Below are 24,293 nucleotides of genomic sequence, written 5' to 3'. Positions count from 1 at the left end.
CCAAAATCGCGATGCCAATCGTCGCTGTCCGCGTGACCGGATTGACATTGCGATAGTCACAATTGCCAATGTGAACACCTTCAAGCGTGTAAATCGAAAAAGCGAACCGATTCCATTTATCATCCAAACGAGACGTTCTCACGCTTTCCTCATACAAAGCCCGCAGCGTATCAAGCGAGACATTGCTGTACACCGCCATAGACGTTCCGGCGGCCAATGTTGCTGCCTCTTCGTCATTGCGCCACAGATACATTCTCTCCATATCCTCCGCCGCTACCGGGCGCAGTTCCACTACATTTCCTTTGATCAAATCGTTCCCTGCCTTTCAATCGGTGATTGTTTTCGTTACCAAGTCGTTCATGCTTGACGCTTGTTGTCTTCATAAGACATCACACCTTTCGAAAGTCAGATATTGGAATCTTAACAAAAAACCACCCTACTGTACATAGAGTGGCTTCCAAACAAACTCAGGTGAGCGCCTGGAACGCTTAACGCCTGCCCCGCAACTCAGCAAGCACATCATCCAAAGGCAGCTTCTGTTCCCGCAACAAGACAAGCAAGTGAAAAAGCAGGTCGGAAGCTTCGTAGCGCAATTCCTCGTGGCTGCGATTTTTGGCCGCAATAATGACCTCCGCTGCCTCTTCCCCTACCTTTTTCAAGATTTTGTCGACGCCTTTTTCAAACAAGTAAGTCGTATACGAACCTTCCGGCCGCTCCGCTTCACGCTTCGCGATCAATTCCTCCAATTCGCCCAGAATCGCAAACCGCTCGCCTGCTTCTCCCTTTTCAAGCTCCTTTTCTCCTGCCAAAAGCTCTCCGGAAAAACAGCTGTAGGCCCCGGTATGACAAGCCGGACCATTCGGCACTACTTGCACGACGAGCGCGTCGCTGTCGCAATCCACCTGCATGGAAACAATCCGCTGGGTATTTCCCGACGTCGCTCCCTTATGCCACAGCTCTTGCCTGGATCGGCTCCAAAACCACGTTTCTTTCGTCTCCACCGACCGCAAAAACGACTCCTCATTCATATAGGCAAGCGTCAAAACAGCCTTGCTCTGTGCATCTTGAACAATGACAGGAATCAATCCGTTTTCGTCAAACCGCAACTTCTGCGCTGCAAGTGCAAGTTCTACTGTCATGGCCGCACGACAACTCCTTTTGTCTGGAGATACTCTTTCACCGATTGAATCGATGTCTCATCATAGTGGAAAATCGAAGCTGCCAAAGCAGCATCGGCCTTCCCCGCTGTCAGCACATCGTAAAAATGTTCCTTCGACCCCGCTCCCCCAGAGGCAATCACCGGAATGTTTACCGCTTCCGAGACTTGCTTGGTCAATTCAATTCCAAAGCCTTTCTTCTCGCCATCATCATCCATACTGGTCAAAAGAATTTCGCCAGCTCCCAACGCTTCTGCTTCCTGCGCCCAGCTGATGACATCTTTTCCCGCAGAATTGCGCCCGCCGTGCGTATACACGTCCCAACGCCCTTCTCCCACCGCTCTGGCGTCGATCGCAACCACGATGCACTGGGAACCGAACACACTCGCCCCTTCGCGAACCAGCTCCGGTCGAAGCACCGCAGCCGTATTCAACGAGATTTTATCCGCACCCGCCCGCAAAATCCGCTTCATGTCCTCCACGCTGTTGATCCCGCCGCCAACGGTAAAAGGAATCGTAATATTCGCTGCCGTCCGCTCGATGACGTCCACCATTGTCTTGCGCCCTTCGTGGGAAGCGGAAATATCGAGAAAAACAAGCTCGTCCGCCCGCTCCCCGCTGTATTTTTTCGCCAGTTCGACCGGATCTCCGGCGTCGCGCAGCCCTACAAACTGAACCCCTTTTACGACACGACCGTCTTTTACGTCGAGACAAGGGATGATTCGTTTAGCCAACATTGCTTTCACGTCCCTCCATCCGACCAAGCGCTTCTTCCAATGTAAAAGCGTCCGTGTAGAGCGCTTTTCCGACAATCGCCCCGGAAACACCGTCGGCTGCGTGCTGGGCCAACACCAGAAGATCGTCAAGCTGGCTTACTCCTCCCGATGCGATCACCGACTTGCCTGTCGCTTGCGCAAGTGCAGCAATTTCCGCGACATTCGGCCCTGTCATCGTACCGTCACGGGCGATATCTGTATAAATGAACGTTTCCGCGCCATACGTGACGAGCCGCTTGGCCAGCTCAGTCGCTGACACGTCAGTCGTCTCCAGCCACCCCCGCGTCGCCACCATGCCGTTGCGGCAGTCCAGCCCGATGGCGATTTGGTCGCCATAAACTTGCAAAATCCGCTTGGTAAAAGGCTCGTCTTCAATCGCCGCCGTACCGACGATCACCCTCGCCACACCTGCTTCAAGGTAGTCCTTGATCTGCTCTTCCGTGCGGATGCCGCCGCCGACTTGCACAGGTACGGAAATCGTGCGGGCAATTTCCTTGATGATCGCAGCGTTGACCGGCTTCCCTTCCTTGGCGCCGTCCAGATCAACGAGATGTACCCAGGATGCTCCCTGATCCACCCAACGCTTTGCCATGGCAAGCGGAGAATCGGCGTACACCGTTTCCTTTGCATAATCTCCTTGAAACAACCGCACGCATTTTCCACCGCGAATATCAATAGCTGGATAAATGATAAAACTCACGCCAAAACCCCCTCGCATTGAACGGCAAAATTGCGCAGCAGCCGCATTCCGGTCTCGCCGCTTTTTTCCGGGTGGAACTGCATCCCGTACACTTCGCCCTGCGCCACAATCGCTGTCACATCCTGATAGTAGTCGCTCGTCGAAAGCAGCGCCTCTGGTTTGCACTTCACATGATAAGAGTGGACAAAGTAGACATAATCGCCTTCTGCAACTCCCGCCAAAAGCGGATGCTCGCGGTGCAGACGCAACTGATTCCAGCCCATATGCGGCACCTTGTAATCCCCTTGGAAGCGGACTGCTTCTCCGCCAATCAAGCCAAGCCCGGTATTTTCCCCATGCTCCTCGCTTTTGTCGAACAAGAGCTGCATCCCCAGACAGATGCCCAAAATCGGCCTGTTTGTAGCCGCGTACGAACGGATGGCTTGATCCAGCCCCAGCTCTCTGATGTTCGCAATAGCGTCGCCAAAAGCCCCTACTCCGGGCAAAATCAACCCGCTATACTCCTGCAACCGCTCAGGGGCGGACACAAATTCGTACGAATAACCGAGCCGCTCCAGAGCCTTGCTCAAGCTGTACAAGTTGCCCATGCCATAGTCGATGATGCCAATCATGCTACAAAACCCCTTTGGTAGACGGGACCCCTTTGACACGCGGATCGATCGTCGTCGCTTCGTCCAGAGCGCGGCCGAGCGCTTTGAAAATGGCTTCGATCATATGGTGCGTATTGTGGCCGTAATGCAAAATTACGTGCAGGTTGATCCGCGCTTCAAGCGCCAGCTTCCATAAAAACTCGTGCACAAGCTCAGTCGGAAATTGCCCAACCATGTTCGTCGGATAGGCAGCCCGATACTCCAGATGCGGCCGATTGCTAATGTCGATCACCACTTGGGCCAGCGCGTCATCCATCGGAACAAAAGCGTTGCCGTACCGTTTGATTCCTTTTTTGTCCCCCAACGCCTCGCGGATGCAATGTCCGAGACAAATGCCGATATCCTCCACCGTGTGGTGATAGTCGATCTCGATATCCCCTTTTGCTTTTACCGCCAGATCGAAATGCCCGTGACGCGTGAACAAGTCAAGCATGTGATCCAAAAAGGGTACGCCTGAAGCCTGACTGCTTTCCCCGGAACCATCCACCCCAAAGGAAAGGGCGATTTGCGTCTCATTTGTGTTGCGCTCTATTTCTGCTGTACGCAGCGTACGTTCACTCATCATTTGTCACACTCCTGCTCTTCGCGTTCAAAGTCGCGCAGCCTTTCCGCTATGGCGCGCCCATGTCCTGCCAACCCTTCCTGTTCAGCCAGGGTAACGATCTTTTGTCCGTTTTTTCGCAAATCATGCTTGCTGTAGGAAATGACACTGGACTTTTTAATAAAGTCATCCACTGACAGAGGAGAGGAAAAACGCGCAGTGCCATTGGTCGGAATGACGTGATTCGTTCCGGCAAAATAATCCCCGACAGGCTCCGAGCTGTACGGGCCGAGAAAAATAGCCCCGGCATTTTGTACCTTCCCAAGCTGTGCGAATGGCTCGGCAATCATGATCTCCAAATGTTCGGGAGCGATCTGGTTGATGACCGCAAACCCTTCGTCCAAATCCTTGACAAGCAAAATGGCTCCGTAGTCGCGAATGGCTGCCGCGGCGATCGCATGGCGGGGCAAATCCGCCAACTGCCGTTCTACCTCAACAGCTACCTGCTCGGCCAACTCCTGCGACGCAGTGACCAGGATGGCAGCAGACATCGGATCGTGCTCAGCCTGCGACAGCAAATCCGCAGCTACATAACGCGGATTGGCCGTTTCGTCAGCCAATACGGCAATCTCGCTCGGTCCTGCCACCATGTCGATACTGACCAGACCAAACACTTCCCGCTTTGCCAGAGCGACAAAAATATTTCCCGGTCCGACGATCTTGTCTACCGCCCTGATTTGCTCCGTTCCATAGGTGAGTGCCGCAATGGCTTGCGCTCCGCCCACTTTGTATATTTCCGTTACCCCCGCAATTTGCGCTGCGACGAGAATCGCCGGATTTACTTTGCCGTCCGCTCCGGGAGGCGTTGTAATCACTACTTCCGGAACGCCCGCAATTTTTGCCGGAATCGCATTCATCAGCACACTGGAAGGATAGGCTGCCGTGCCCCCTGGCACATACAGTCCCGCCCGCTGCAATGGACGAACCAGCTGCCCCAGCATCGTGCCGCTTTCTTTTGTCACAAACCACGACTGGCGCACCTGACGACTATGATAATCGCGGATGTTCTCTGCCGCTTCCTCCAGTGCAGCTTTGACCTGTGCAGATACTTGCCCGTTCGCTTCGGCAAATTCCGCCTCCGTCACCCGAAACTGTTCCAATCGCACGCGGTCAAATCTCTCTGTATACTCCCGCAATGCTTCATCTTTGCGCTCCCGAACATCCGTCAAAATGGCTCTGACAGCTTCTTGCTGTTCTCTCGTACCCGACTCCACTGACCGCTTCCCGTCAAACTCGCTGGCTGCCATAATTCGCATGGTCGCTCTCCTCTCCCCGTCTCTATTTTCTGCCTGGAATGACCTCCAGAAATTTTCCGGCGATGTCATCGACCGCTTCACTTTTCATCCGATAGCTCGCTCGATTGGCAATCAGCCTTGTCGTAATCTCGCAAATATGCTCCAGCTCCACCAAGCCATTTTCCTTGAGCGTCCGCCCCGTAGAGACAATATCCACGATGCGGTCAGCCAGTCCGATCATCGGAGCCAGCTCAACCGAGCCATTCAGCTTGATAACTTCGACCTGCTGCCCTTGCTCGCGAAAATAACGGGAAGCAATCTTCGGGTATTTCGTCGCTACTCGCGGCGAGTCGGTCGGCTTCCAATCGGGCAATCCTGCCACCATCATGCGACAGTAGCCAATCTGCAAATCCAGCAGCTCGTACACATCCCGTTCTTCTTCGAGCAAAACATCCTTGCCGACTACACCCACATCAGCAACTCCGTACTCCACGTATGTCGGGACATCGGCAGGTTTTGCCAGGATGAACTCAAGACTGGCATTTTCCACCGGAATGACCAGCTTGCGCGAGTCCTGCAACTCAGCCGTTACTTCCAGCCCAGCTTGCTGCAAAAAGTGCACAGCCTCTTCAAAAATCCGCCCCTTGGGCATGGCAATCGTCAGCTTTTGCTCATTTGCGAAAAACGCCATCTGCTAATCCTCCTGTTCCGTCATGCAAATCACCCTGCTGTATCCTTGACCATTTTCTGCCGCGATCTCTGCCCTGCCGCCAACGAGTCTCGTGATAACCACGACTCCCTCCGCCCTCAGTTGCTGTGCCTTTGCCAGCGCTTTCTGGCGCCGTTTTTCCGTATACAGCAGCAAAATTCGTTCGGTAGTTTCCCCTTTTACAGAGGGAGTAACGGTCAAAAGCCGATCCATTTTAATCGCAAACCCGGTGGCAGGAGCGGAACGTCCGAATTGCGCCAAAAGCTGATCATAACGGCCGCCACCCAACAGCGGAGAGCCGAGATCGGCTGCGTATCCTTCAAACACGACACCCGTGTAGTAATTCAGATTGATAATCAAATTGAAGTCCAACAGCAAATCTTCGGTGACGCCGTAAGCTTCCAGTGAGTCCCACAGCGAAGCAATCGTTTCTACCGCCAGCCCCGCTTTTCCATCCCCTGCTAAGGCTCTCGCCTCGGCAATCTTGCCTTTTCCGCCGCGCAAACGAAGCAAGGCATCCAGCCGTTTCTTCGCTTCGAAATCGATCCCGATCGTCTCCAGCAATTGGCGAAAACCAACAAAATCGCGTTCGTACAAAAACTGGCGGAATTGCTGGCGCGTGTCCTCATCGGCAATCACATCCTCCAAAAGCCCGTCAACAAAATCAACGTGACCGATGGCAATGCGGAACGTCTCTACCCCTGCCGCACGCAGACAAAATACAGCAAGCGCGATGGCCTCGGCATCCGCATCAACTGAGCCATCCCCGATCAGCTCAATTCCCGTTTGAAAAAACTCCGCATTCCGGCCAGCTTCCTTTTCCTGCGCCCGAAATACATTGGCCTGGTAAAACAGCCGGATCGGCAGCGGCACATCCTTATATAAAGAAGAAACAACGCGAGCGATTGGCGTAGTCATATCCGGCCGAAGCACAACGGTATGCCCCTGTTTATCCAACAGCCGGAACATTCGGTCCGTCAATGTTGCGCTCGCCGTCCCGACCGTATCGTAATACTCCAGAGAAGGCGTGGAGATTTCCTCGTATCCCCAACGCTCGATACAATGTCGCAACGACCGCTCCAAATGCCGTTGTTTCGCCAGTGATTCCGGTAATATGTCCCGCATCCCCAGCGGTTTTTCAAATCCCAACGGCTTCGCCATCGTCATTCCCTCCACCCATTCGCTTTACTCTGCTAATATGGTAACAAACTAAAGTATTATGAAGAAGATTACCACGAAGCTCCGTTTAAGGTCAACAGAGATAAGAATAGTCGAAAAATTCTTTACTACGATCTTGCGCTACATAAAAATAGAAAAGAAGCCCGCCAATCAACGGACTCCCTTTTCTACCTAATTCTTCTACTCGCTGACGAACAACCCTACTCCCTAATGATCCGCAAGCCCTCCGGCGCGGATCACTTGCATCGGATTGCCGCCGACAAAAGCCCCCGGCGCTACGTCTTTATGTACCACGGTTCCTGCTGCTACGATCGCTCCGTCCCCAATCGTCACTCCTGGCAAGATAGTCGTATTGGCTCCAATCAACACTCTGTCGCCGATGATTACTTCGCCCAAGCGGTATTCCTCGACCAGATACTCATGAGCGAGGATGGTCGTATTGTAGCCAATCACACTGTTCTTGCCGATTTTGATCAACTCCGGAAACATCGTATCCATCATGACCATCAACGCCACGGCAGTCTCATGCCCGACCTCCATACGCAAAAAAGTACGGTACATCCAGTTTTTCCAGGCCGGAAAAGGCGTATAGCGGGCAAGCTGGATGACAATGAAGTTTTTCATGACTTTCCAAAAGCTGACCGTGCGATACATTTGCCAGAGAGGGTTCGCTCCCTGGACCGGATAACGTGTTGTCTTTCTCATGCGCTGCTCCTCGTCCTACAAGTCCGAATCGGCATCTTCCAAAATCGCGTTGGACTGCTTGCGCGAGAAGTGCATCGCCGCATTGTAGCCCATCCGCTTCAAGCGGAAGTTCATCGCCGCCACTTCGATAATGACAGCCAGATTTCGTCCTGGGCGCACTGGAACGGTAATGATCGGAATTTCCGTGTCCATGATCTTCAACGTTTCTTCGTCCAGCCCCAGACGTTCGTACATTTTGTGTGGCTCCCACAGCTCCAGTTGAACCACCATTTCAATATTTTTCACATTGCGGACCGCACCTGCTCCGAACATGGTCATCACGTTGATGATCCCCACCCCGCGAATTTCAAGCAGATGCTGAATCAGTTCGGGGGCGCTGCCGCTAAGCTGACCACCTTGCGTCTGGCGAATCTCGACAGCGTCGTCTGCAACCAGGCGATGCCCGCGCTTGACCAGCTCCAGAGCCGCTTCGCTTTTCCCGATTCCGCTCGATCCCATAATCAGAACCCCGACGCCGTAAATGTCTGTGAGCACCCCGTGAATCGTGGTAGTAGGCGCGAGGCGATTCTCCAGAAAGTTGGTCATTTTGCCGACAAGCGTAGTCGTAGCCAGAGGGGATTGAAGTACAGGCACGCCCCAGTTGTTCGACGCCTCGATCATTTCCTCAGGTACAGGCTGGTTGCGGGTGACGCAAAAACATGGCGTCTGCCCTTGCATCAAAAAGTTCATCCGCTCCAGTCGTTCATCTCGGTTCAACGTTTGGAAAAAGTTGATTTCCGTCAAGCCAAACAGCTGAATCCGCTCTTCCGCGTAATAGGAGTAGTAGCCAGCCAGCTGCAATCCGGGACGGCTCAAATCCGTCACTGTAATCTCGCGTCCCAGCCCTTCCTCGCCACTCAAAATCGTCATATTGAAATGATCCACAATGTGGCTTACATTTGTCCTTCGCATCAAAGCTTCCCCCTTGTCTGGGATAACCGTCCCCGGTAGTTCTTCTATTGTATCGAAACCGTCTTGCCTCCGACAACCTTTGCCAGGCAAGTCCTCGTGTCTATCGGATCAATTTGTCGTATCATTTACATTTTTCTTGTTATTTCATAAGATAGAAAATGAGGTTGGTATCAGGCAAAATCCGAGTTACAGTTCATATATAGACTGTTTTTCCGAATGTCGGACAAAAAGAGGAGGCAACAACTTGGACTTTTTACTCCGTTTCTTACTCGTAGACCTACCCGAAGCCTTCTTGCTACTGACGATTAGTTTAGCTTTTTTCAACCTGTCGGTGTTTGAGAAGAAAAAACAAGCTATTCTCTTTAGCCTGTTGTTTGCCGTGACTGGTGAACTGCTCACTGTGTTGGAGGTATTGTATCAGCCGAAAGTGATGCTGATGTTTGTATGTACAGTTGTTCTCCTTGTTCTTTTCTACCACTTCAATCTTCTCAAAGCGGTTTTTATGGGAACAGTTGCAATCGGTATTATGCTTCTAACCGAGTCAATTATCATTGCCATTTTTAACAGTCAGCAATTATTTTTAGAGGAGATCATGTCCTCTACCACTCTGGCTGTCGTAGCACGTATTTTGTACCTCGGCGTCTTTCTGGCCGTTTGCATACTGTTACGAGCAAATAAGTTCGATATTCGCCAGATGTTCCAGTACAACAATTTGAATCGGTTAAATCGATATCTGTTCCTGCTGATCTTATTGGGCAGTATTGAATTTTTCCTTATCTTGTTCATGAACACATCGTTTTTTCTACGAGGAAACAATTCATCCATATTCGCTCTTTATACTCCACAGTTTCAATTGTTTTTTCAACTGGCCATTTTGGGGCTATTTATTGCCATTGTAATTTTGTTCCGTATTTATTTAAACCTGACTATCAATCGGGTAGAAGAAGAAACAGGCACACCTTATTTGAGCAGCATTCAAGATTTATATACGGCTGTTCGCTCTATCAAGCATGACTCCTTGAACCATTACACTGCCATCAACGGCCTTTTGAAAAAAGAATTGCATAGTCATGCGAAAGAATACGTGGAACAACTGCTGAAGGAAACCGTTTTGATCGAAAAATCTGCGGATTCAAGCTCGCAAATATTGGAGCAAATCAAAAATCCTGCAATCGCCTCTTTGTTGCAATCCAAAATGGTAGTCTGCCTGGCTGAGCGGATCTCGCTCACGATGGAAATAAAAGAAATCAGCCAGTTCTCACAATATAAGACATATGATCTGATCAAAATGTTAGGCAACTTACTCGACAACGCCATTCGCGCAACCTCCTTTGAACTGGAGGAAAATCGTTACATACGCTTGGAATGGGGCCAAACAGACAGCGAGCATTACCTCTATATCGAAAACAGTGGCCCAACAATTCCCGAGAACAAGCTGAATGGAATCTTCCAAATGGGCTATACCACCAAAAAGAATGGAGAAGGCGGACTTGGACTCGCGATTGTCAAAAACGTAATAGAACGACACAATGGCAAAATTCAGGTTAAATCTGCTGATGGCATCACCAGTTTTCGCATTTCGTTTGTAAATCGATAGCAGGGAGGCCCCCAATATGACCTGGACAGGGAAAATGTCAGGGAAAATTGCCCAACGCATCAAGACAGACGATACGCCGTATACTGTGGGACAACTCGCACACGGAATCGAACTTTTCTTGCTTAATGCTCTTAATCTTTTCATCATTCTGCTCGTATCTGCTGCATTAGGATTACTTGTGGAAGTTGTTCCTCTTCTATGCAGTCTCTTTATACTCCGAACGTTGACGGGCGGCGTTCATTTGAAAAACCCGTGGTCATGCCTGGGAGCAACACTCCTACTCCTGTTAGTCGGTGGCGCCATTATCAAATATGTTCCCATGCCTTCTCCCCCTGCCTTGTCACTCCTGACACTTATTACTGCAGGGGCAGGCGCTCTGATCAATTACTTATACGGTCCAGCAAAACATACGTACATGCCTGACAATCCTGCAATTCAAAAAAGACACCGGAAGATCGCAATATTACTAATCACAGTCGGTTGCATTCTTTCACTATTGTTGGTAGAATATTCCTATAAGCACTCTATGACTTACATCCTAGCAGTTTTCTATCAATCTTTATTTCTTACGCCTGCTTCGTTTCGGCTCGTATCTGTTCTGGAAAAAACTTTTTCGAGAGGATGATACTCATGAAGAAAGTGCTTTCGACTGTTTGCAAGTTCTTTGGCGGTCTGTCTAATTTGAATTCCTCAGGCGCTTTAAAAGCTGCCATATTCCATGAACCTCTTCCGCCGCACATGAGAGAAGAAGAAAAATCAAAAGTTCAAGCATGATCCCCTATCACTAACAAACCCGCGCACTCCTCAACGAGCACGCGGGTTTTTTGATGCTTGCTACCTTTTCTCTTTTTTCATGCCGACGACCATTTCAATCAGCCAGCCGAAAATACTCATCAGCGCAGCGGCTACCATCACGATGCCGATGTTGTCTGGCCACGGTCCTACCTCGAAACCGTCGATGAAGTAGGCTGTCAAAGCAAACGTCAGGGCGTTGATGACGAACCAGAACAGCCCCATCGTCAAGATCGTCAGCGGCAAGGTGAAAAACGTCAAAACGGGGCGGATCAACGTGTTCACGACACCCAAAATCAGAATGGCCCACAAGGCCACGGTGAAATTGGCAACATAGATAGACGTAAACCATTTGCTGATCAGAAGCAAGGCCGCGCCGTTCAGCAGCATTTTGATTATCCAACGGATCATTCTCATTCCTCCTTTGGCTGGCGTCACCAGTGTCTACAAGAGCCCTTTTCCTTCCAAGTCCCAGCGCTCAAAAAATCGAACCATGAACTCGTGACGCTCCTCGGCAATTTGCCGGGCTGTTTGCGTGTACAGCCTGTCTTTGATGCGTCTCAGCTTCCATTCGTATTCTTTTGCCGGAGTATGCTGCTCCTCGTCGTCGGATTGGATAGGACCTCCAATAACACCAGTATAAGCAAAAACTCTGGCGACTCCAATAGCGCCTATTGAATCGAGTTTATCTGCATCAAACAAAATTTTCTCCTCCAACGATGCCGGAGGACGGTCTTTGCGAAAGCGATGAGCCAATATAGCCGACTGCACCCGCTTGATCTCTGCTTGCTCTATTCCTCGCTCTTGCAGCCATGCTCCTGCTGCCCTAGCGCTGATCTCGGCATGGCATTCGCTGGTTGCACGCTCTTGTGCCCTTCCGACATCGTGCAGCAACGCTGCCAGCCGCAGTACCTGCATGTCCGCTCCTTCCTCGCAGCCAATCCGCTCGCACATCGCCATGACGCGCAGATTATGCTGCCAGTCATGAGCCGGGTCCTGCCCGTCAAAACAGCGCTCGGCCTCCTGAACCAAATCGGCCGGAAGCGCAGCTATCGCTTGCTTTGCGTAATCCATAGCTTCTCCTCCTCCGTCTCGCCCTTGCATTACCGCACGACCATGTGCCAGTTGCCAGTCACTCGTTTTCTTTTTTAAACAGCAAAAGACGCCCCCCTGAACAATCAGAGAGGCAGTCTTTGGTTTACTTCGATACCAGCTGTTCCAGCTTGGCAATCGTTCTCGCTTTGTCTCTTTCCAAAATCGGCTTGAGGTATGTTCCGGTATACGAGCCTTCCAGCTTCGCCACTTCTTCCGGAGTACCCGATCCGACGATCTGACCGCCGCGCGTACCGCCCTCTGGCCCCAGATCGACGATGTAGTCAACTGTCTTGATGACGTCCAGGTTGTGCTCGATGACCAGTACCGTATCGCCATTTTCCACCAGACGCTGCAACACCTTCAACAGACGATCAATATCGTCTGTGTGCAACCCTGTCGTCGGTTCGTCCAAGATGTACAGCGTACGCCCTGTGCTGCGGCGATACAGCTCGGATGCCAGCTTGACACGCTGCGCTTCACCGCCGGAGAGAGTCGTCGCAGGCTGTCCAAGCTTCATGTAGCCAAGACCTACATCCACGATCGTTTGCAGCTTGCGCTCGATCTTCGGCAGGTTGCGGAAAAACTCCACCGCATCCTCAATCGTCATCTCCAAGACGTCGGCGATGCTCTTGCCTTTGTATTTCACATCGAGAGTCTCCCGATTGTAGCGCTTGCCGTGGCACACTTCGCAAGGCACGTACACGTCCGGCAAAAAGTGCATCTCGATTTTGATAATCCCGTCACCGCTGCACGCCTCGCAACGGCCGCCTTTGACGTTGAAGCTGAAACGGCCCTTTTTGTAACCGCGCACCTTGGCTTCGTTCGTCGAGGCAAACAAATCGCGAATGTCATCAAAAACACCCGTATACGTCGCCGGATTAGAACGCGGCGTCCGGCCAATCGGCGATTGGTCGATGTCGATTACTTTGTCCAAATGCTCCAGCCCGACGATTCGGCGGTGTTCGCCCGGTTTTACTTTGGCGCCGTTCAGATCGCGCGACAGCACCTTTTGCAAAATCTCATTGATGAGCGTACTTTTCCCGGAGCCTGATACCCCTGTCACAGCAACGAACAGCCCCAGTGGAAATTTGGCCGTAACGTTTTTCAGGTTGTTTTCCTTCGCGCCTTCGATCTTCACCCATTTGTCAGATGGCTTTCTGCGCTCCAGCGGAACAGGAATGAACTTTCTGCCGCTCAAATAAGCGCCTGTCAGCGAGTTCTCATCTTTCATCACTTCTTCCGGCGTGCCGGCAGACACTACTTGACCGCCGTGAATACCTGCTCCCGGACCGATATCGATAATATAATCGCAAGCCATCATCGTATCTTCGTCGTGCTCGACGACGATCAGCGTATTCCCCAGCTTGGTCATATGCTCCAACGTTTTGATCAGACGGGCGTTGTCCCTCTGATGCAGTCCAATGCTCGGCTCATCGAGAATGTAGAGGACGCCCATCAAGCTGGAGCCGATCTGGGTAGCAAGCCTGATCCGCTGCGCCTCTCCCCCCGACAACGTCCCTGCCGCACGGCTCAAGGTGAGATAATCCAGTCCGACATCAATCAAAAAGTTAAGCCGTGCCTTGATTTCTTTCACGATCAGATTGGCGATCTTCGCTTCCCGCTCCGTCAGCTCCAGTCCGTCAACGAACTGATGGGCATCGAGAATAGACAAAGTCGTCAGCTCCGAAATGCTGCGCTCGCCGATCTTCACAGCGAGGCTCTCCTGGCGCAAACGATGCCCTTTGCAGACAGGACAAGGCTTTTGGCTCATGAAGCCTTCGATTTGCTCGCGAATGTAGTCGGAGCTGGTCTCCAGATGACGCCTTTGCAGGTTGGGCACGACGCCCTCGAATGGCACGACTGCTTCCCGCACTTGCCCGAACTCATTTTCATAGCGGAACTGGATTTTCTCTCCTTCGCTGCCGTACATCAAAATCTGCACCTGCTCAGGAGTCAGCTCCTCGTACGGGATATCCATGCGAATATGGAAGTGGCGGCAAGCCGATTCCAACAACTGCTGGTAATACGTCGACGACTTCGGCTCCCATGCGCCGATCGCCCCTTCGTGCAACGTCTTGGTGGCATCCGGAACAACCATATCCGGGTCTACTTCCAGCTTTACTCCCAATCCGTCGCACTCCGAGCACGCACCGAACGGGCTGTTAAAGGAGAAAATCCGCGGCTCCAGCTCGCCAATGGAAAATCCGCAAATCGGGCAAGCGTGCTTCTCGCTGAACAACAGCTCCTCTTGTTCCATCACGTCGACGATGACTTTGCCATCTGCCAGACGCAAGGCCGTTTCCAGGGAATCCGCCAGGCGAGACTGCACATCCGGCTTCACGACAACGCGGTCCACCACAACCTCAATGTTGTGCTTCTTGTTTTTCTCCAGCTTGATGTCCTCGGACAAATCGGTAATCTCGCCATTTACGCGCACGCGAACAAAGCCTTGCTTGCGGATATCTTCCAACAGCTTGACGTGCTCGCCTTTGCGCCCCTGAACCATCGGAGCGAGAATTTGCATTTTGGTGCGCTCCGGATACTCCATCAGGCGATCGACCATCTGTTCAATCGTCTGGGATTGAATCTCGATGCCGTGTTCGGGACAAATCGCCCGGCCGACACGCGCATACAACAAGCGCAAGTAGTCGTAAATCTCCGTGACCGTACCAACCGTAGAGCGCGGGTTGCGGCTCGTTGTCTTCTGATCGATGGAGATCGCAGGAGACAGCCCTTCGATCGAATCGACATCCGGCTTGTCCATCTGCCCGAGAAACTGGCGGGCATAAGCGGACAGGGACTCGACATAACGGCGTTGTCCCTCTGCATAAATCGTGTCAAAAGCAAGCGAGGACTTCCCCGAACCGGACAAACCCGTCAAAACGACGAATTTGTCCCGCGGGATCACTACATCAATATTTTTCAGATTGTGGGCACGAGCGCCCTTGACGACAATATGTTCCAATGGCATGAAAATACCTCTCCTTAGAGTTCCGCCTTCAGTTCCAAAATCAAATCACGCAGTTCGGCCGCACGCTCGAACATCAAGTTGCGCGCCGCTTCCTTCATTTCTTCTTCCATACGCTCGATAACAGCCAGTCGATCCTTCTTCGGCATCTTCTTGAAGTCCGCATGTGGCAAATAGTCCGCTTTTTCCTCTGCCACCTTGGTCGCCTCGATCACTTCGCGCACGGCCTTTTTCACCGTTTGCGGCGTAATTCCGTGCTTCTCGTTGTAAGCGATCTGAATGGCGCGCCTGCGTTCTGTCTCGCGAATCGCGGAGTTCATCGAATCTGTCATTTTGTCGGCGTACATGATGACGCGCCCCTCAGCGTTACGGGCTGCCCGGCCGATCGTCTGAATCAGCGAACGTTCGTTGCGCAGGAAGCCTTCTTTATCGGCATCCAAAATCGCCACAAGCGATACTTCCGGCAAGTCCAAGCCTTCCCGCAGCAGGTTGATCCCGATCAGCACGTCAAATTCGCCCAAACGCAAGGAACGCAAAATTTGCATCCGTTCGATCGTCTTGATGTCGGAGTGCAGATAGCGTACCTTGATTCCGATTTCCTTGAGGTAGTCCGTCAAGTCCTCGGACATTTTTTTCGTCAGAGTCGTGACCAGTACGCGCTCGTTTTTGGCAATCGTCGTCTGGATTTCCCCGATGAGATCGTCAATCTGTCCTTTGATCGGGCGAACCGAGATCGTCGGATCGATCAGCCCTGTTGGACGGATGACTTGCTGCACCACTTCCGGGCAATGCTCCAGCTCGTACGGGCCGGGTGTTGCAGAAATGTAGATAGCCTGGTTGACCTTTTCCTCAAACTCCTGGAATTGCAGCGGTCGGTTGTCCTTCGCAGACGGCAGGCGGAATCCGTGCTCAACCAGGACGTTTTTGCGCGCCTGGTCGCCGTTGTACATCCCCCGCACTTGCGGCAAAGTCATGTGCGACTCGTCGATCAGCAAAAGGTAGTCCTCCGGAAAGTAGTCCATCAAAGTGTACGGAGCGTGCCCTGCTGGCAGCCCTGTCAAATGTCGCGAGTAGTTTTCAATCCCGGAGCAAAAGCCCATCTCCAGCATCATTTCGACATCGTAGCGCGTACGCTGTTCCAGTCGCTGCGCTTCCAGCAGCTTTCCCGCCGCTTTAAGCTCGGCCAATCGCTCTTCCAGCTCCACTTCGATGCTTTGAACGGCCAGCTTCATTTTTTCTTCGCGGGTGACATAGTGAGAAGCAGGGAAAATGGCTACGTGGTCGCGCTGTCCCAAAATCTCTCCGGTCAACACATCGATAGAGGTAATCCGCTCAATTTCGTCCCCGAAAAACTCCACACGAATAGCCTGTTCGCTCTGCGACGCGGGAAAAATTTCCACTACGTCTCCACGAACCCGGAAGGTCCCGCGTGTGAAGTTGATATCATTGCGCGTGTACTGAATGTCGACCAGGCGATGCAAAATCTCGTCTCGGCCTTTTTCCATCCCCACTCGCAGCGACAGCAACAGTTCCTTGTACTCTTCAGGCGAACCCAAACCGTAAATACAAGAGACAGAAGCGACAATGATGACGTCCCTCCGCTCAAACAACGCACTGGTCGCCGAGTGACGCAGCTTGTCGATCTCGTCGTTGATGCTGGAGTCTTTTTCAATAAATGTATCCGATTGGGGAATGTATGCTTCTGGCTGATAGTAGTCGTAGTAGCTGACGAAGTATTCCACCGCGTTATTCGGGAAAAACTCCTTGAACTCTGCGCAAAGCTGGGCAGCCAGTGTCTTGTTGTGCGCCATCACCAGCGTCGGCTTGTTCACCTGGGCAATTACTTGGGCAGCCGTAAACGTCTTTCCCGTACCTGTTGCACCGAGCAGTGTCTGGTGCCGCTTGCCTGCCTGGATGCCTGCCACCAGTTCGGCGATAGCGGTCGGCTGGTCACCGGACGGTTGATACTCCGATACCAATTCAAAACGCTCCATTCCCTCGTTCATCTCCTCGTTGCAAGACTGTTCTATTTCCATTATAACACAATTTAAGCTCTGATAAGCCAGAAATTCGAACAAATGTTTGTCTTCATCCTTCGACAGATTATACCGATAATAAGTAGTAGTGCACAAGTATGTACGGTTAGACTCGCCACCTTCAGGGAGGATCGACATGTCAGATATCGGAACCACCGTTAAAAATAATCCTTATATACAGCCACACATGAGCTACCAGGGCAAAAAAGAGTTCTCGGCAGAGCTGGATAACAATGCGTTCATGAAGCTTTTGCTGGAACAGTTGAAGCACCAGGACCCTACATCCCCGATGGATAACTCGCAGTTCATTCAGCAAACGAGCATGATGACCATGGTGGAGCAAATGAAAAAGATGTCCACCTTGATGGAGCAATCCAACAACAGCATGCTGACGCTGGAAAAATACGAAGCGCTGACGGGTCGCACCGCAACCTACTCCCTCACGACCAAAGACGAAGTAACGGGAGAAACTGCGACTCAAACAAAAGAAGGCGTGCTGGAAGCCGTCTACATGGACAAAGGCAAAATATACTTCCGCATTACCGGAGAGACTAACCCGATTCCGCTTGCAGACATCAAAGGACTGGAGTCGCAAGGCATGACGGGGAATGCGCTGGACAGCAGCCTCAAGTTCATGAACATGATCGGCAAAGACGTTTCGTACAAAACGACCAAAGAAATAGACAAAGACGGAAACCCGGCTACTACGGACGACATCACGAAAGTCGACGAAATCGCCAACGCCGTCATCACCGGGTTCACAACAAAAGACGGAATCACTCAGTTCTCGCTGAACAACGGTCAGACGGTCAAGCTCGATCAGGTCGTCGGCATGAGCGTGAAGCCGGAAAACAATGCCATGAGCAACTCGTTGCAATATGCGCAAATGATCGGTTTCAACGTCACTTACACAGAAAGCCAAACCAACACGGACGGTTCAAGCTCAAACAACAGCCTGAATGGCGTCATCAAGGCTGTCAGCATGAAAAACGGCATCGTAGAGTTCGTCTTGGCTGATGACAAAAAAATTGCGCTGAATCAAATCACCGGATTTGAAGCGAGCGCCTAGTCTAGTTACACACAAAAGCCGCCTCTTCTGTAACGCAGAAAGAAGGCGGCTTCTTATTTTTGCTTATTCTTTGATAATGGTCTGCCCCGTCAAAGCATCAACGTACACCGTCGTGTCAATCTTGGCATTTGCTCCGCAGAAGCAGTGCGAGCGAGTTTGCCGGAAAGACAGGTCGTAGCCCAGTTTAAAGGTAATCGCATTCGTCTGCGCATCCCGCTGGTGAATGTAGTTCAGTTCAAGCGGCAATACGCCGAGCAACCGATCCATGGCAGCCTGCTCCTTGATCGCCTTGGAGCTTGCAGGGTACACCACGTTTTCCGGACGGTTTATGCTGACTTCTTCGATTTTGCCCGTCCATGAATTTACTTTGACCGTATACATGCCAGCTTCTTCACTCTGTCCGATTCGGTAGACCGGGACATTTCCCAGCAGTGGATCAAGAGCCAGCGAGGTGTACTTCTCGTCGCCGATATCCGTCACTCGCAGCTGGTTGCTGCCGGAAAGAACAAGCCGCTTCAACAGCATTTCCACTGTTTTGCGATCGCGGTTTTTGTCGGTTTTGGCAGCAGCCCCTGGTTCATTCGCCTGTCTGTAAATAAACTGCTGCATCTGTCCCGTCTTGGCATCTGTTACGAGCATGATGTGCTGCCCCTCAGCCTTACTGACGCCCTCTGGGAACTGGCCGATTTGGTATTTCTTGTCCTGGTCAGTTGCGTCCTTTTGGAAGTGGCCCCAGATAAAATAGCGCACAGCCTCACCGTTGTCGTGTTTCTCCTCCAAAATGGTCATCGGCAATCTTGCCGTTTCCAGTTTGAACAGGATGCGCAGCAAGTTGCGTGCCTCTTTCTCCGTTTGCGCCGTCCATTTTTCTCCTGTACCGGTTACATTTAAAATTTGCGGCAATTTGTCAGGTGCGGCCAACTTTTTACCGCTCGTGGCATCCACTGCGCTTCCTGTATGTTCATTCGCAATGATGCCGCCTTTAACGATATAGGCAAGCTTCGCTTCCGTCCGGTTTGGCTGGTCCTGCTCCGGCAACAAATAGACCAGCTCCAGCGGTCGGCTCGCCTTCCATTGCGTCAGAGCTTGTGCAGGAGACAAGACGCGTTGCGCGGAAGGAATCGTCGCAGGATTTATTTTTTCGTACAAGCGTCCGTCAAATGTTTCAAACGCGATGATCCGTCCCGCTGCGTCAAAGCTGACAAAGTTGTCGTAGGCGTCGTCCAACGCTACATTGTTTACTTTGCGGACGAGTCTGACCGTGAGTTTGCCGCCTGCGTTCGTCACTTCTCTGGCCTGATACGTGCTGCCTGATGCAGCCAAGCCCGCGACAAACGCCTGCGCCCGAGCCTTCGCCTGCTGCTCGGTAGGAAAAGCCGGCTTCGTAGCCGCTTTGGGAGCAAGTTCGAGTTTGAGCAAATTACCTGTGGCCGAATCAAAGATGGCTCCGTCTACTGCCTTGTTTGCCTCAGCAGCGGAAAGCGCAAAAGAAACCTTTGCTCCACTGACTCCGGGACCATCCACATCCCCAACGTACACAACGTGCCGTGCAGACAGTTCAGGCAAAAGGCGAACCAGTGTTTGAACCCCTTTTGTTACAGGAACAGGGACAGCAACAACTTCCTGGGCACGCGCTACTGCTCCTGACGCAGCCGCCTTGTCAGGGCTAGTGCTGGCTCCCGCAAGTGGCACCACGATCAGACTTGTCGCGGCTAATGCTCCAGTCAAGACACACAGGACCGTTTTTTTGATTTCGGACAAATGCCTCACTCCCCTTTTTTCCTCGTACATTAAGACGTTCCAGTTCCGCATAAGTTTCTGAATAGACAAACACATCAAGAAAAAAATTTTTATCGAATCCGTCCCTTTTATGAAAAAAAGGCGTGCAACATCTGTCGCACACCTTCTCTTCCCCTTTGCTCAAGCGCCTACATTCAGTTTTTCAAGCTTTTGCTTGATCAGCTCAACTACGCTGGAGCGTTTCAAATCGACAAATACGCGAGTGGCTGCATCCGGCACTACGATAATGCCCAACTGATGATGGTTGCCAGCGTAGACTGCACACTGCACGAACTTCAGCTCTCCATCGCGCGTGAGCACTTCCATTTTGCAAAAAGCCGAGTTGGCTTGCAAGGCCGGATACAAATCCGTCTTATCCCGCACTGGAATGCCGTTCACTTTGACGATGATCTCCCCTGGAGCAATCCCGATTTCTTCCGCCCGCGTGCCCGGAATGACTCCCATCACCTTGATGCCGCGCGAGGATTGGATGAAATACGGTGACCGCTGCCGCTCTTTTAGCTGACTCCAGAAAAACAACGCTTCGTGTCCGAATAACGCGAACAAAGCGGCGAGCAGAACAAGCGGCATAAACAACACCGACAAGGCACAAAGCGCCAAAAGCCCGATAGCGTACCAGATGAGGCTTTTGGAAATTTGCTTTGCCTTGCTGCGTGGTGTCATCGTTTGGGTCATATCGGAAAAACCGGTGACCGTAGGCAACAGCAACAAGCCAAAGGAAGCAAGCTCACCCGAAAAAAACGGCCAGCCCGGATACAAAGTGCCGCTGATCGTTCCCGGCTCGACCTGAACAAACAGGGCAAGCGGAGTCAGCCAGAAAGAATGCAACAAATACGCACCGACAATGCGCCCGCGCTGCCCTTCGACAAACAGCGGCGAAGCATCTCTGCCTCCGTTCCAGCGGACGAGCATCGCTTCCATCAAATGCATGATCGCCACCAAGGCAAGCAGCGGCACTGGCTTGGCTTGCAGCAACATTGTCCAGACAGGACCGATGACCTCGACGTCTTTCAGCCCCGGAGCTACTTGGGCAATTGTGTGCAAAATCGCGAGCAAGCCTGCGGCATACGCGAAGCAAAGAAAACGTAAACGAATCAGCGCCAACAGCAGAGCCAATCCCCATAAAATCCATAAATCTTGCGCCTGTACAGCTACTCCCAGTCCTGCGGCGAGAAGAGAGATGCAAAGCCCCCCTACTACGCCCATGCCTGCCGCCCGGATTGTCGAAAGGAGCGGTGTTTGCATGCGTGCGGCAAACAGCTGCCTTTCCAGGTTCATTTGCCTGCGATAGTGCAAGTAAATGAAGCCGAGAAACAGGTAAAAGACGGGGTTGAGAAAAAACGCGGCAAAGCCATATGCAATGGAAAGCATATCTGCCTGAATCGCCAAATGCCTCACCTCAAATAGAAAAAAGAAAACCACGACATGTGATTTGCCGTGGTTATCATTTCTACGGAAACAAGGGGATTCCCTGCTTCCATATTCTTGTTATTTTCATTACTTGCCGCTGACAACGTCCAGAGCCTTTTGCAATTGCAGGTCATTCTCCGGTTTGCGCATGGTCTCGCGCAAGCTGTCTTCCAGTTGACTGCGCGTGGCAGCGTCCACTTTCCCGGTTACAGGAAGCTTCTTCGCGGTTTGGAACTGCTTGATTGCCTGCTCCGTCTTCTCATCGAAGTAGCCGTCATCACGACCTGGCGACAAATTCAGTCCGGTCAGGATCAGTTGCAGATTCTTCACGTCGTTGCCCGCCATGTCCTTGGCAAGCTCCTTGTCCGCTGGCAGTTGCGTCGCATTGAAATACTCAGGCTGCGCGACTTTGAAGTCCGGTTCGATCCCTTTTTTGTGAATCCATTCGCCGCTTGGCGTAACCCATTTGGCGATAGTCAGCTTCAACTGGCTCTTGTCTGTCATTTCCATCGTGCTTTGGACAGTTCCTTTGCCGAAGCTCTTTTCACCGACCAGCTTGTAGTGTCCGCTGTCGCGCATCGCGCCCGCCAAAATCTCCGAGGCGCTTGCGCTGCCCCCGTTGATCAGGACGGTGATTGGATACGGTTTGGCCGCATCTGTCGTAGAACGATACTCTTCTTTTTGCTGTCCGCCAGTACCGTACTCAATGGCGACGATGACTCCTTTTTTCGGCACGAGCACTTCGCCGATTTCCTTGACTGCGAGCAAGTAACCGCCCGGATTGCCGCGCACGTCGATGACGAGTCCGCCAATCCCCTTTTTCTCCAGGGAAGCCAATTGATCTTTGAAGTGTTTCGCTGTCTCCGTCGAGAATTGGGTAATGGCGATCACGCCAACCTTTACGCCGTTTTTCTCAAGGATTTGGCTGTTCACTGTCTCGATCGGAATATCGTCACGGATGCACACGATGTTCAGCGGTTCCGCTACGCCTGCCCGAACGACTTTCAGTACAGCCTTCGTACCTTTTGGCCCGCGAATTTTCGTCACGGCCTGGTGCAAATCCAGACCCTCCAGCGATTCGCCGTTGACGCTCAAAATCTGGTCGTTTGGTCTGAGACCTGCCCGTTCAGCCGGGGAGCCTTTGAATGGCGAGACGACGGTAACCCGTCCATTTTGCATCGTTACCTCTGTCCCGATTCCCTGGAAGGTCGAATGCAGTGTAGAGGTAAACTCTTCGGCCGATTTCGGGTCCATGTAATCGCTGTACGGATCTTCCAAAGCCCCAACCATGCCGCCGATTGCGCCTTCTACCAACTGATCGTTGGTGACGGTTTGAATGTAATCTTTTTTAATCGCTGTAAAAGCTTCGTACAGCTTTTTGAACTCCTGCGGATATTCCGAGCTTCCCGAAAACACTGTGCTGGTAGAAGCCGTCAAGGCGCCACTCTGTGTTGCGTTCGCGCTGGCTGAAGTCTTCATCAACGCTATGGTCAAAAAGCTGCTGGCTACCATCGAAATGAGCACAAGCGCTAATACAGTACGTCCTTTCCATCTCACTACTCACGTCACCATCCTTTGTGCTACCGGCAAAAAGATATGCTGCTAGTGTATGCATTCCCCGTTAGCAATATTTGTCTGGCTGCCCGCTGCATGACTATTTCAGGTACGGCATTGGGTTGACAGCAACGTCATTTTTGTAGACGGTAAAATGAACGTGATTTCCGGTAGATCGGCCTGTGGAGCCGACTTCTGCGATCTTCTGGCCTCTCGATACAGACTGTCCCGTAGACACTTTGATTCCGCCCTCGCGAATGTGTCCGTAGAGAGTGACCAGATCAGCGCTGTGCCTGATCATGACCGTATTGCCAAAACCATTGTAATACCCGGCATAAATTACGACACCGTCAGCCGCAGCCATGATCGTCGTTCCTTTATGAGCTGCCATGTCTACACCATTATGCCCAGCTGAACGTCCTGTAAACGGGTCGGTTCGCACCCCGAAGCCCGAGCTGAAGCGAAATTGTCCGTCTGCAACCGGCAAGGCCAGCTTGCCGCCCTTGTAACCCGTGCTAGATGCGCTCATCGCCCGCACACGCTCCGCGTACTTGGCGGATTCTTGCTTCGTGAACTCGATCAACTGCTGTCCATACTGCTCCAGGTCTTCTTCCAGAGCAGCTTCTTTCTTCTTCAGTTCAGCCTTGACCACGAGACTGTGCTTGTACTGCTTGTCCAGTTCGGCTTTGAGTGCTTCCGCCTCGTCAAGCATCCCTGCATAAACAGTCAGCTGGTGCTCGATCTCTTTCTTTTTTGTCTCGACTGTTTCTTTGTCGCGAATATTGTCTTCTAGAATACGCGTATCCTGCTCAAGAATCAACTGCAAACCCTCCATGCGGGTCAGGAAGTCGCCGAAATCGGACGATCCGAGAAGAACGTCCAGATAGGAGACATTTCCGCGCTCGTACATGGATTTTACCCGGGTTTTCAACAAGGTTTCCCGTTTTGCCACCCGATCTTTTGCTTCATCCAGTTCATCTTGCGCATTGGCAGCCTTTTCCTTCGTTTCATTCATTTGCTGCTCCAGCTTGTCCAACTTGCTTTGTGTTTCATTGCGGCGCAAGTCGATCGTCATGAGCTGTGTCTGCAAATCTTGCTGCTCCTTTTGCACGGCACCGATTTGCTGCTCAGCTTGCTTCATTTGCTGTTGCTGCTGCTTTTTCTTCTTTTGTATTTCCTTCAACTCTCGATTGATCTTGTCCAAAGATGCTTTGCTGGCTGCCCAGCTCACGTTAGTCGGGATCGCTGAACCGGCCAAAAGGCCAGTGATCAAGAGTGTTGCTAGGATCATCCTCTTTCTCATGATACT

The 24,293-nt window shown here is 51.8% G+C and carries 23 protein-coding genes (1 of these 23 cut by a window edge); 4 read left to right on the top strand and 19 right to left on the bottom strand.

All coding sequences use genetic code 11. The features are described 5' to 3' along the window. From IRJ17_RS07465 to hprK, 11 genes are all read right to left on the bottom strand, one after another. On the bottom strand, positions 1–310 hold the 5' portion of the coding sequence (locus IRJ17_RS07465) for a GNAT family N-acetyltransferase (RefSeq protein WP_242774050.1). Its footprint begins 251 nt before the window's first position; only the first 310 of its 561 coding nucleotides appear in the window; it begins with the start codon at positions 308–310; the stop codon falls past the left edge of the window. Positions 311–488: 178 nt separating this feature from the next. Further along, positions 489–1,139 (bottom strand): bifunctional phosphoribosyl-AMP cyclohydrolase/phosphoribosyl-ATP diphosphatase HisIE, encoded by a 651-nt coding sequence (gene hisIE / locus IRJ17_RS07460; RefSeq protein WP_122966118.1) that lies wholly within the window; start codon positions 1,137–1,139, stop codon positions 489–491. Then, positions 1,136–1,894 carry an imidazole glycerol phosphate synthase subunit HisF gene (gene hisF, locus IRJ17_RS07455; RefSeq protein ID WP_173596445.1) on the bottom strand — a complete coding sequence of 253 codons (759 nt, stop codon included), beginning with the start codon at positions 1,892–1,894 and terminating at the stop codon, positions 1,136–1,138. The genes hisIE and hisF overlap by 4 nt, the downstream gene beginning before the upstream one ends. Beyond that, positions 1,884–2,633, bottom strand: coding sequence for a 1-(5-phosphoribosyl)-5-[(5-phosphoribosylamino)methylideneamino]imidazole-4-carboxamide isomerase (hisA, locus tag IRJ17_RS07450; protein WP_173596444.1), 750 nt, complete (start codon positions 2,631–2,633; stop codon positions 1,884–1,886). Before hisA ends, hisF begins: the two co-directional genes overlap by 11 nt. Beyond that, positions 2,630–3,244: an imidazole glycerol phosphate synthase subunit HisH gene (hisH, locus tag IRJ17_RS07445; RefSeq protein ID WP_122966115.1), complete on the bottom strand. Its 615-nt coding sequence runs from the start codon at positions 3,242–3,244 to the stop codon at positions 2,630–2,632. The genes hisA and hisH overlap by 4 nt, the downstream gene beginning before the upstream one ends. Position 3,245: 1 nt before the next feature. Continuing rightward, entirely contained in the window at positions 3,246–3,845 is a 600-nt protein-coding gene (gene hisB / locus IRJ17_RS07440; protein ID WP_122966114.1) for an imidazoleglycerol-phosphate dehydratase HisB, read from the bottom strand. Then, positions 3,845–5,140, bottom strand: coding sequence for a histidinol dehydrogenase (gene hisD / locus IRJ17_RS07435; protein WP_173596443.1), 1,296 nt, complete (start codon positions 5,138–5,140; stop codon positions 3,845–3,847). The genes hisB and hisD overlap by 1 nt, the downstream gene beginning before the upstream one ends. A 22-nt stretch (positions 5,141–5,162) precedes the next feature. Next, a complete protein-coding gene (gene hisG, locus IRJ17_RS07430; protein ID WP_063229311.1) occupies positions 5,163–5,810 on the bottom strand; it encodes an ATP phosphoribosyltransferase in 648 nt (215 codons plus the stop codon). A 3-nt stretch (positions 5,811–5,813) separates the two neighbouring features. Then, entirely contained in the window at positions 5,814–6,989 is a 1,176-nt protein-coding gene (locus tag IRJ17_RS07425) for an ATP phosphoribosyltransferase regulatory subunit (RefSeq protein WP_242774048.1), read from the bottom strand. A gap of 225 nt (positions 6,990–7,214) precedes the next feature. Next, positions 7,215–7,712: an acyltransferase gene (locus IRJ17_RS07420; protein ID WP_122966111.1), complete on the bottom strand. Its 498-nt coding sequence runs from the start codon at positions 7,710–7,712 to the stop codon at positions 7,215–7,217. 15 nt (positions 7,713–7,727) lie between these two features. Beyond that, positions 7,728–8,663, bottom strand: a complete 936-nt coding sequence (gene hprK / locus IRJ17_RS07415) for an HPr(Ser) kinase/phosphatase (protein ID WP_063229308.1) — start codon at positions 8,661–8,663, stop codon at positions 7,728–7,730. A gap of 244 nt (positions 8,664–8,907) precedes the next feature. On the opposite strand from hprK, the gene IRJ17_RS07410 reads away from it, so the two are divergent. The 3 genes from IRJ17_RS07410 to IRJ17_RS07400 are packed head-to-tail and all read left to right on the top strand — an operon-like array spanning position 8,908 to position 11,034. After that, complete coding sequence (locus tag IRJ17_RS07410; RefSeq protein ID WP_173596441.1) at positions 8,908–10,260, top strand: sensor histidine kinase; 1,353 nt, start codon at positions 8,908–8,910, stop codon at positions 10,258–10,260. Positions 10,261–10,276: 16 nt separating this feature from the next. Further along, the gene (locus IRJ17_RS07405; RefSeq protein ID WP_173596440.1) at positions 10,277–10,885 is read left to right on the top strand and encodes an accessory gene regulator ArgB-like protein; all 609 of its coding nucleotides are present in this window, start codon (positions 10,277–10,279) and stop codon (positions 10,883–10,885) included. Between the two features lie 5 nt (positions 10,886–10,890). Beyond that, a complete protein-coding gene (locus IRJ17_RS07400; protein ID WP_173596439.1) occupies positions 10,891–11,034 on the top strand; it encodes a hypothetical protein in 144 nt (47 codons plus the stop codon). A gap of 60 nt (positions 11,035–11,094) precedes the next feature. Here IRJ17_RS07400 and IRJ17_RS07395 read toward each other — a convergent pair whose 3' ends face one another. The 4 genes from IRJ17_RS07395 to uvrB form a co-directional block, all read right to left on the bottom strand. Beyond that, positions 11,095–11,463, bottom strand: coding sequence for a phage holin family protein (locus IRJ17_RS07395; protein WP_063229305.1), 369 nt, complete (start codon positions 11,461–11,463; stop codon positions 11,095–11,097). 33 nt (positions 11,464–11,496) lie between these two features. Next, the gene (locus IRJ17_RS07390) at positions 11,497–12,126 is read right to left on the bottom strand and encodes an HD domain-containing protein (protein WP_242774046.1); all 630 of its coding nucleotides are present in this window, start codon (positions 12,124–12,126) and stop codon (positions 11,497–11,499) included. 124 nt (positions 12,127–12,250) lie between these two features. Beyond that, positions 12,251–15,118 (bottom strand): excinuclease ABC subunit UvrA, encoded by a 2,868-nt coding sequence (gene uvrA / locus IRJ17_RS07385; protein WP_063229303.1) that lies wholly within the window; start codon positions 15,116–15,118, stop codon positions 12,251–12,253. 14 nt (positions 15,119–15,132) lie between these two features. Beyond that, positions 15,133–17,109: an excinuclease ABC subunit UvrB gene (gene uvrB / locus IRJ17_RS07380; protein ID WP_242774044.1), complete on the bottom strand. Its 1,977-nt coding sequence runs from the start codon at positions 17,107–17,109 to the stop codon at positions 15,133–15,135. Between the two features lie 178 nt (positions 17,110–17,287). On the opposite strand from uvrB, the gene IRJ17_RS07375 reads away from it, so the two are divergent. After that, complete coding sequence (locus IRJ17_RS07375) at positions 17,288–18,220, top strand: flagellar hook assembly protein FlgD (RefSeq protein WP_122966106.1); 933 nt, start codon at positions 17,288–17,290, stop codon at positions 18,218–18,220. A 63-nt stretch (positions 18,221–18,283) separates the two neighbouring features. On the opposite strand, the gene IRJ17_RS07370 is transcribed toward IRJ17_RS07375, so the two are convergent. The 4 genes from IRJ17_RS07370 to IRJ17_RS07355 all read right to left on the bottom strand — a co-directional run bounded on the left by IRJ17_RS07370 (position 18,284) and on the right by IRJ17_RS07355 (position 24,287). Beyond that, positions 18,284–19,990: a hypothetical protein gene (locus IRJ17_RS07370; protein WP_242774041.1), complete on the bottom strand. Its 1,707-nt coding sequence runs from the start codon at positions 19,988–19,990 to the stop codon at positions 18,284–18,286. A gap of 150 nt (positions 19,991–20,140) precedes the next feature. Beyond that, positions 20,141–21,409: a PDZ domain-containing protein gene (locus tag IRJ17_RS07365; protein ID WP_423751957.1), complete on the bottom strand. Its 1,269-nt coding sequence runs from the start codon at positions 21,407–21,409 to the stop codon at positions 20,141–20,143. Positions 21,410–21,517: 108 nt separating this feature from the next. Beyond that, complete coding sequence (locus tag IRJ17_RS07360) at positions 21,518–22,987, bottom strand: S41 family peptidase (RefSeq protein ID WP_242774038.1); 1,470 nt, start codon at positions 22,985–22,987, stop codon at positions 21,518–21,520. 97 nt (positions 22,988–23,084) lie between these two features. Next, positions 23,085–24,287, bottom strand: a complete 1,203-nt coding sequence (locus IRJ17_RS07355; protein WP_122966102.1) for a murein hydrolase activator EnvC family protein — start codon at positions 24,285–24,287, stop codon at positions 23,085–23,087. Between the last annotated feature and the right edge of the window lie 6 nt (positions 24,288–24,293).

It is taken from the genome of Brevibacillus parabrevis (assembly GCF_022701015.1).
In the GTDB taxonomy this organism is placed as follows: Bacteria; Bacillota; Bacilli; order Brevibacillales; family Brevibacillaceae; genus Brevibacillus; species Brevibacillus parabrevis.
This window is presented reverse-complemented; position numbering and strand designations above follow the sequence as displayed.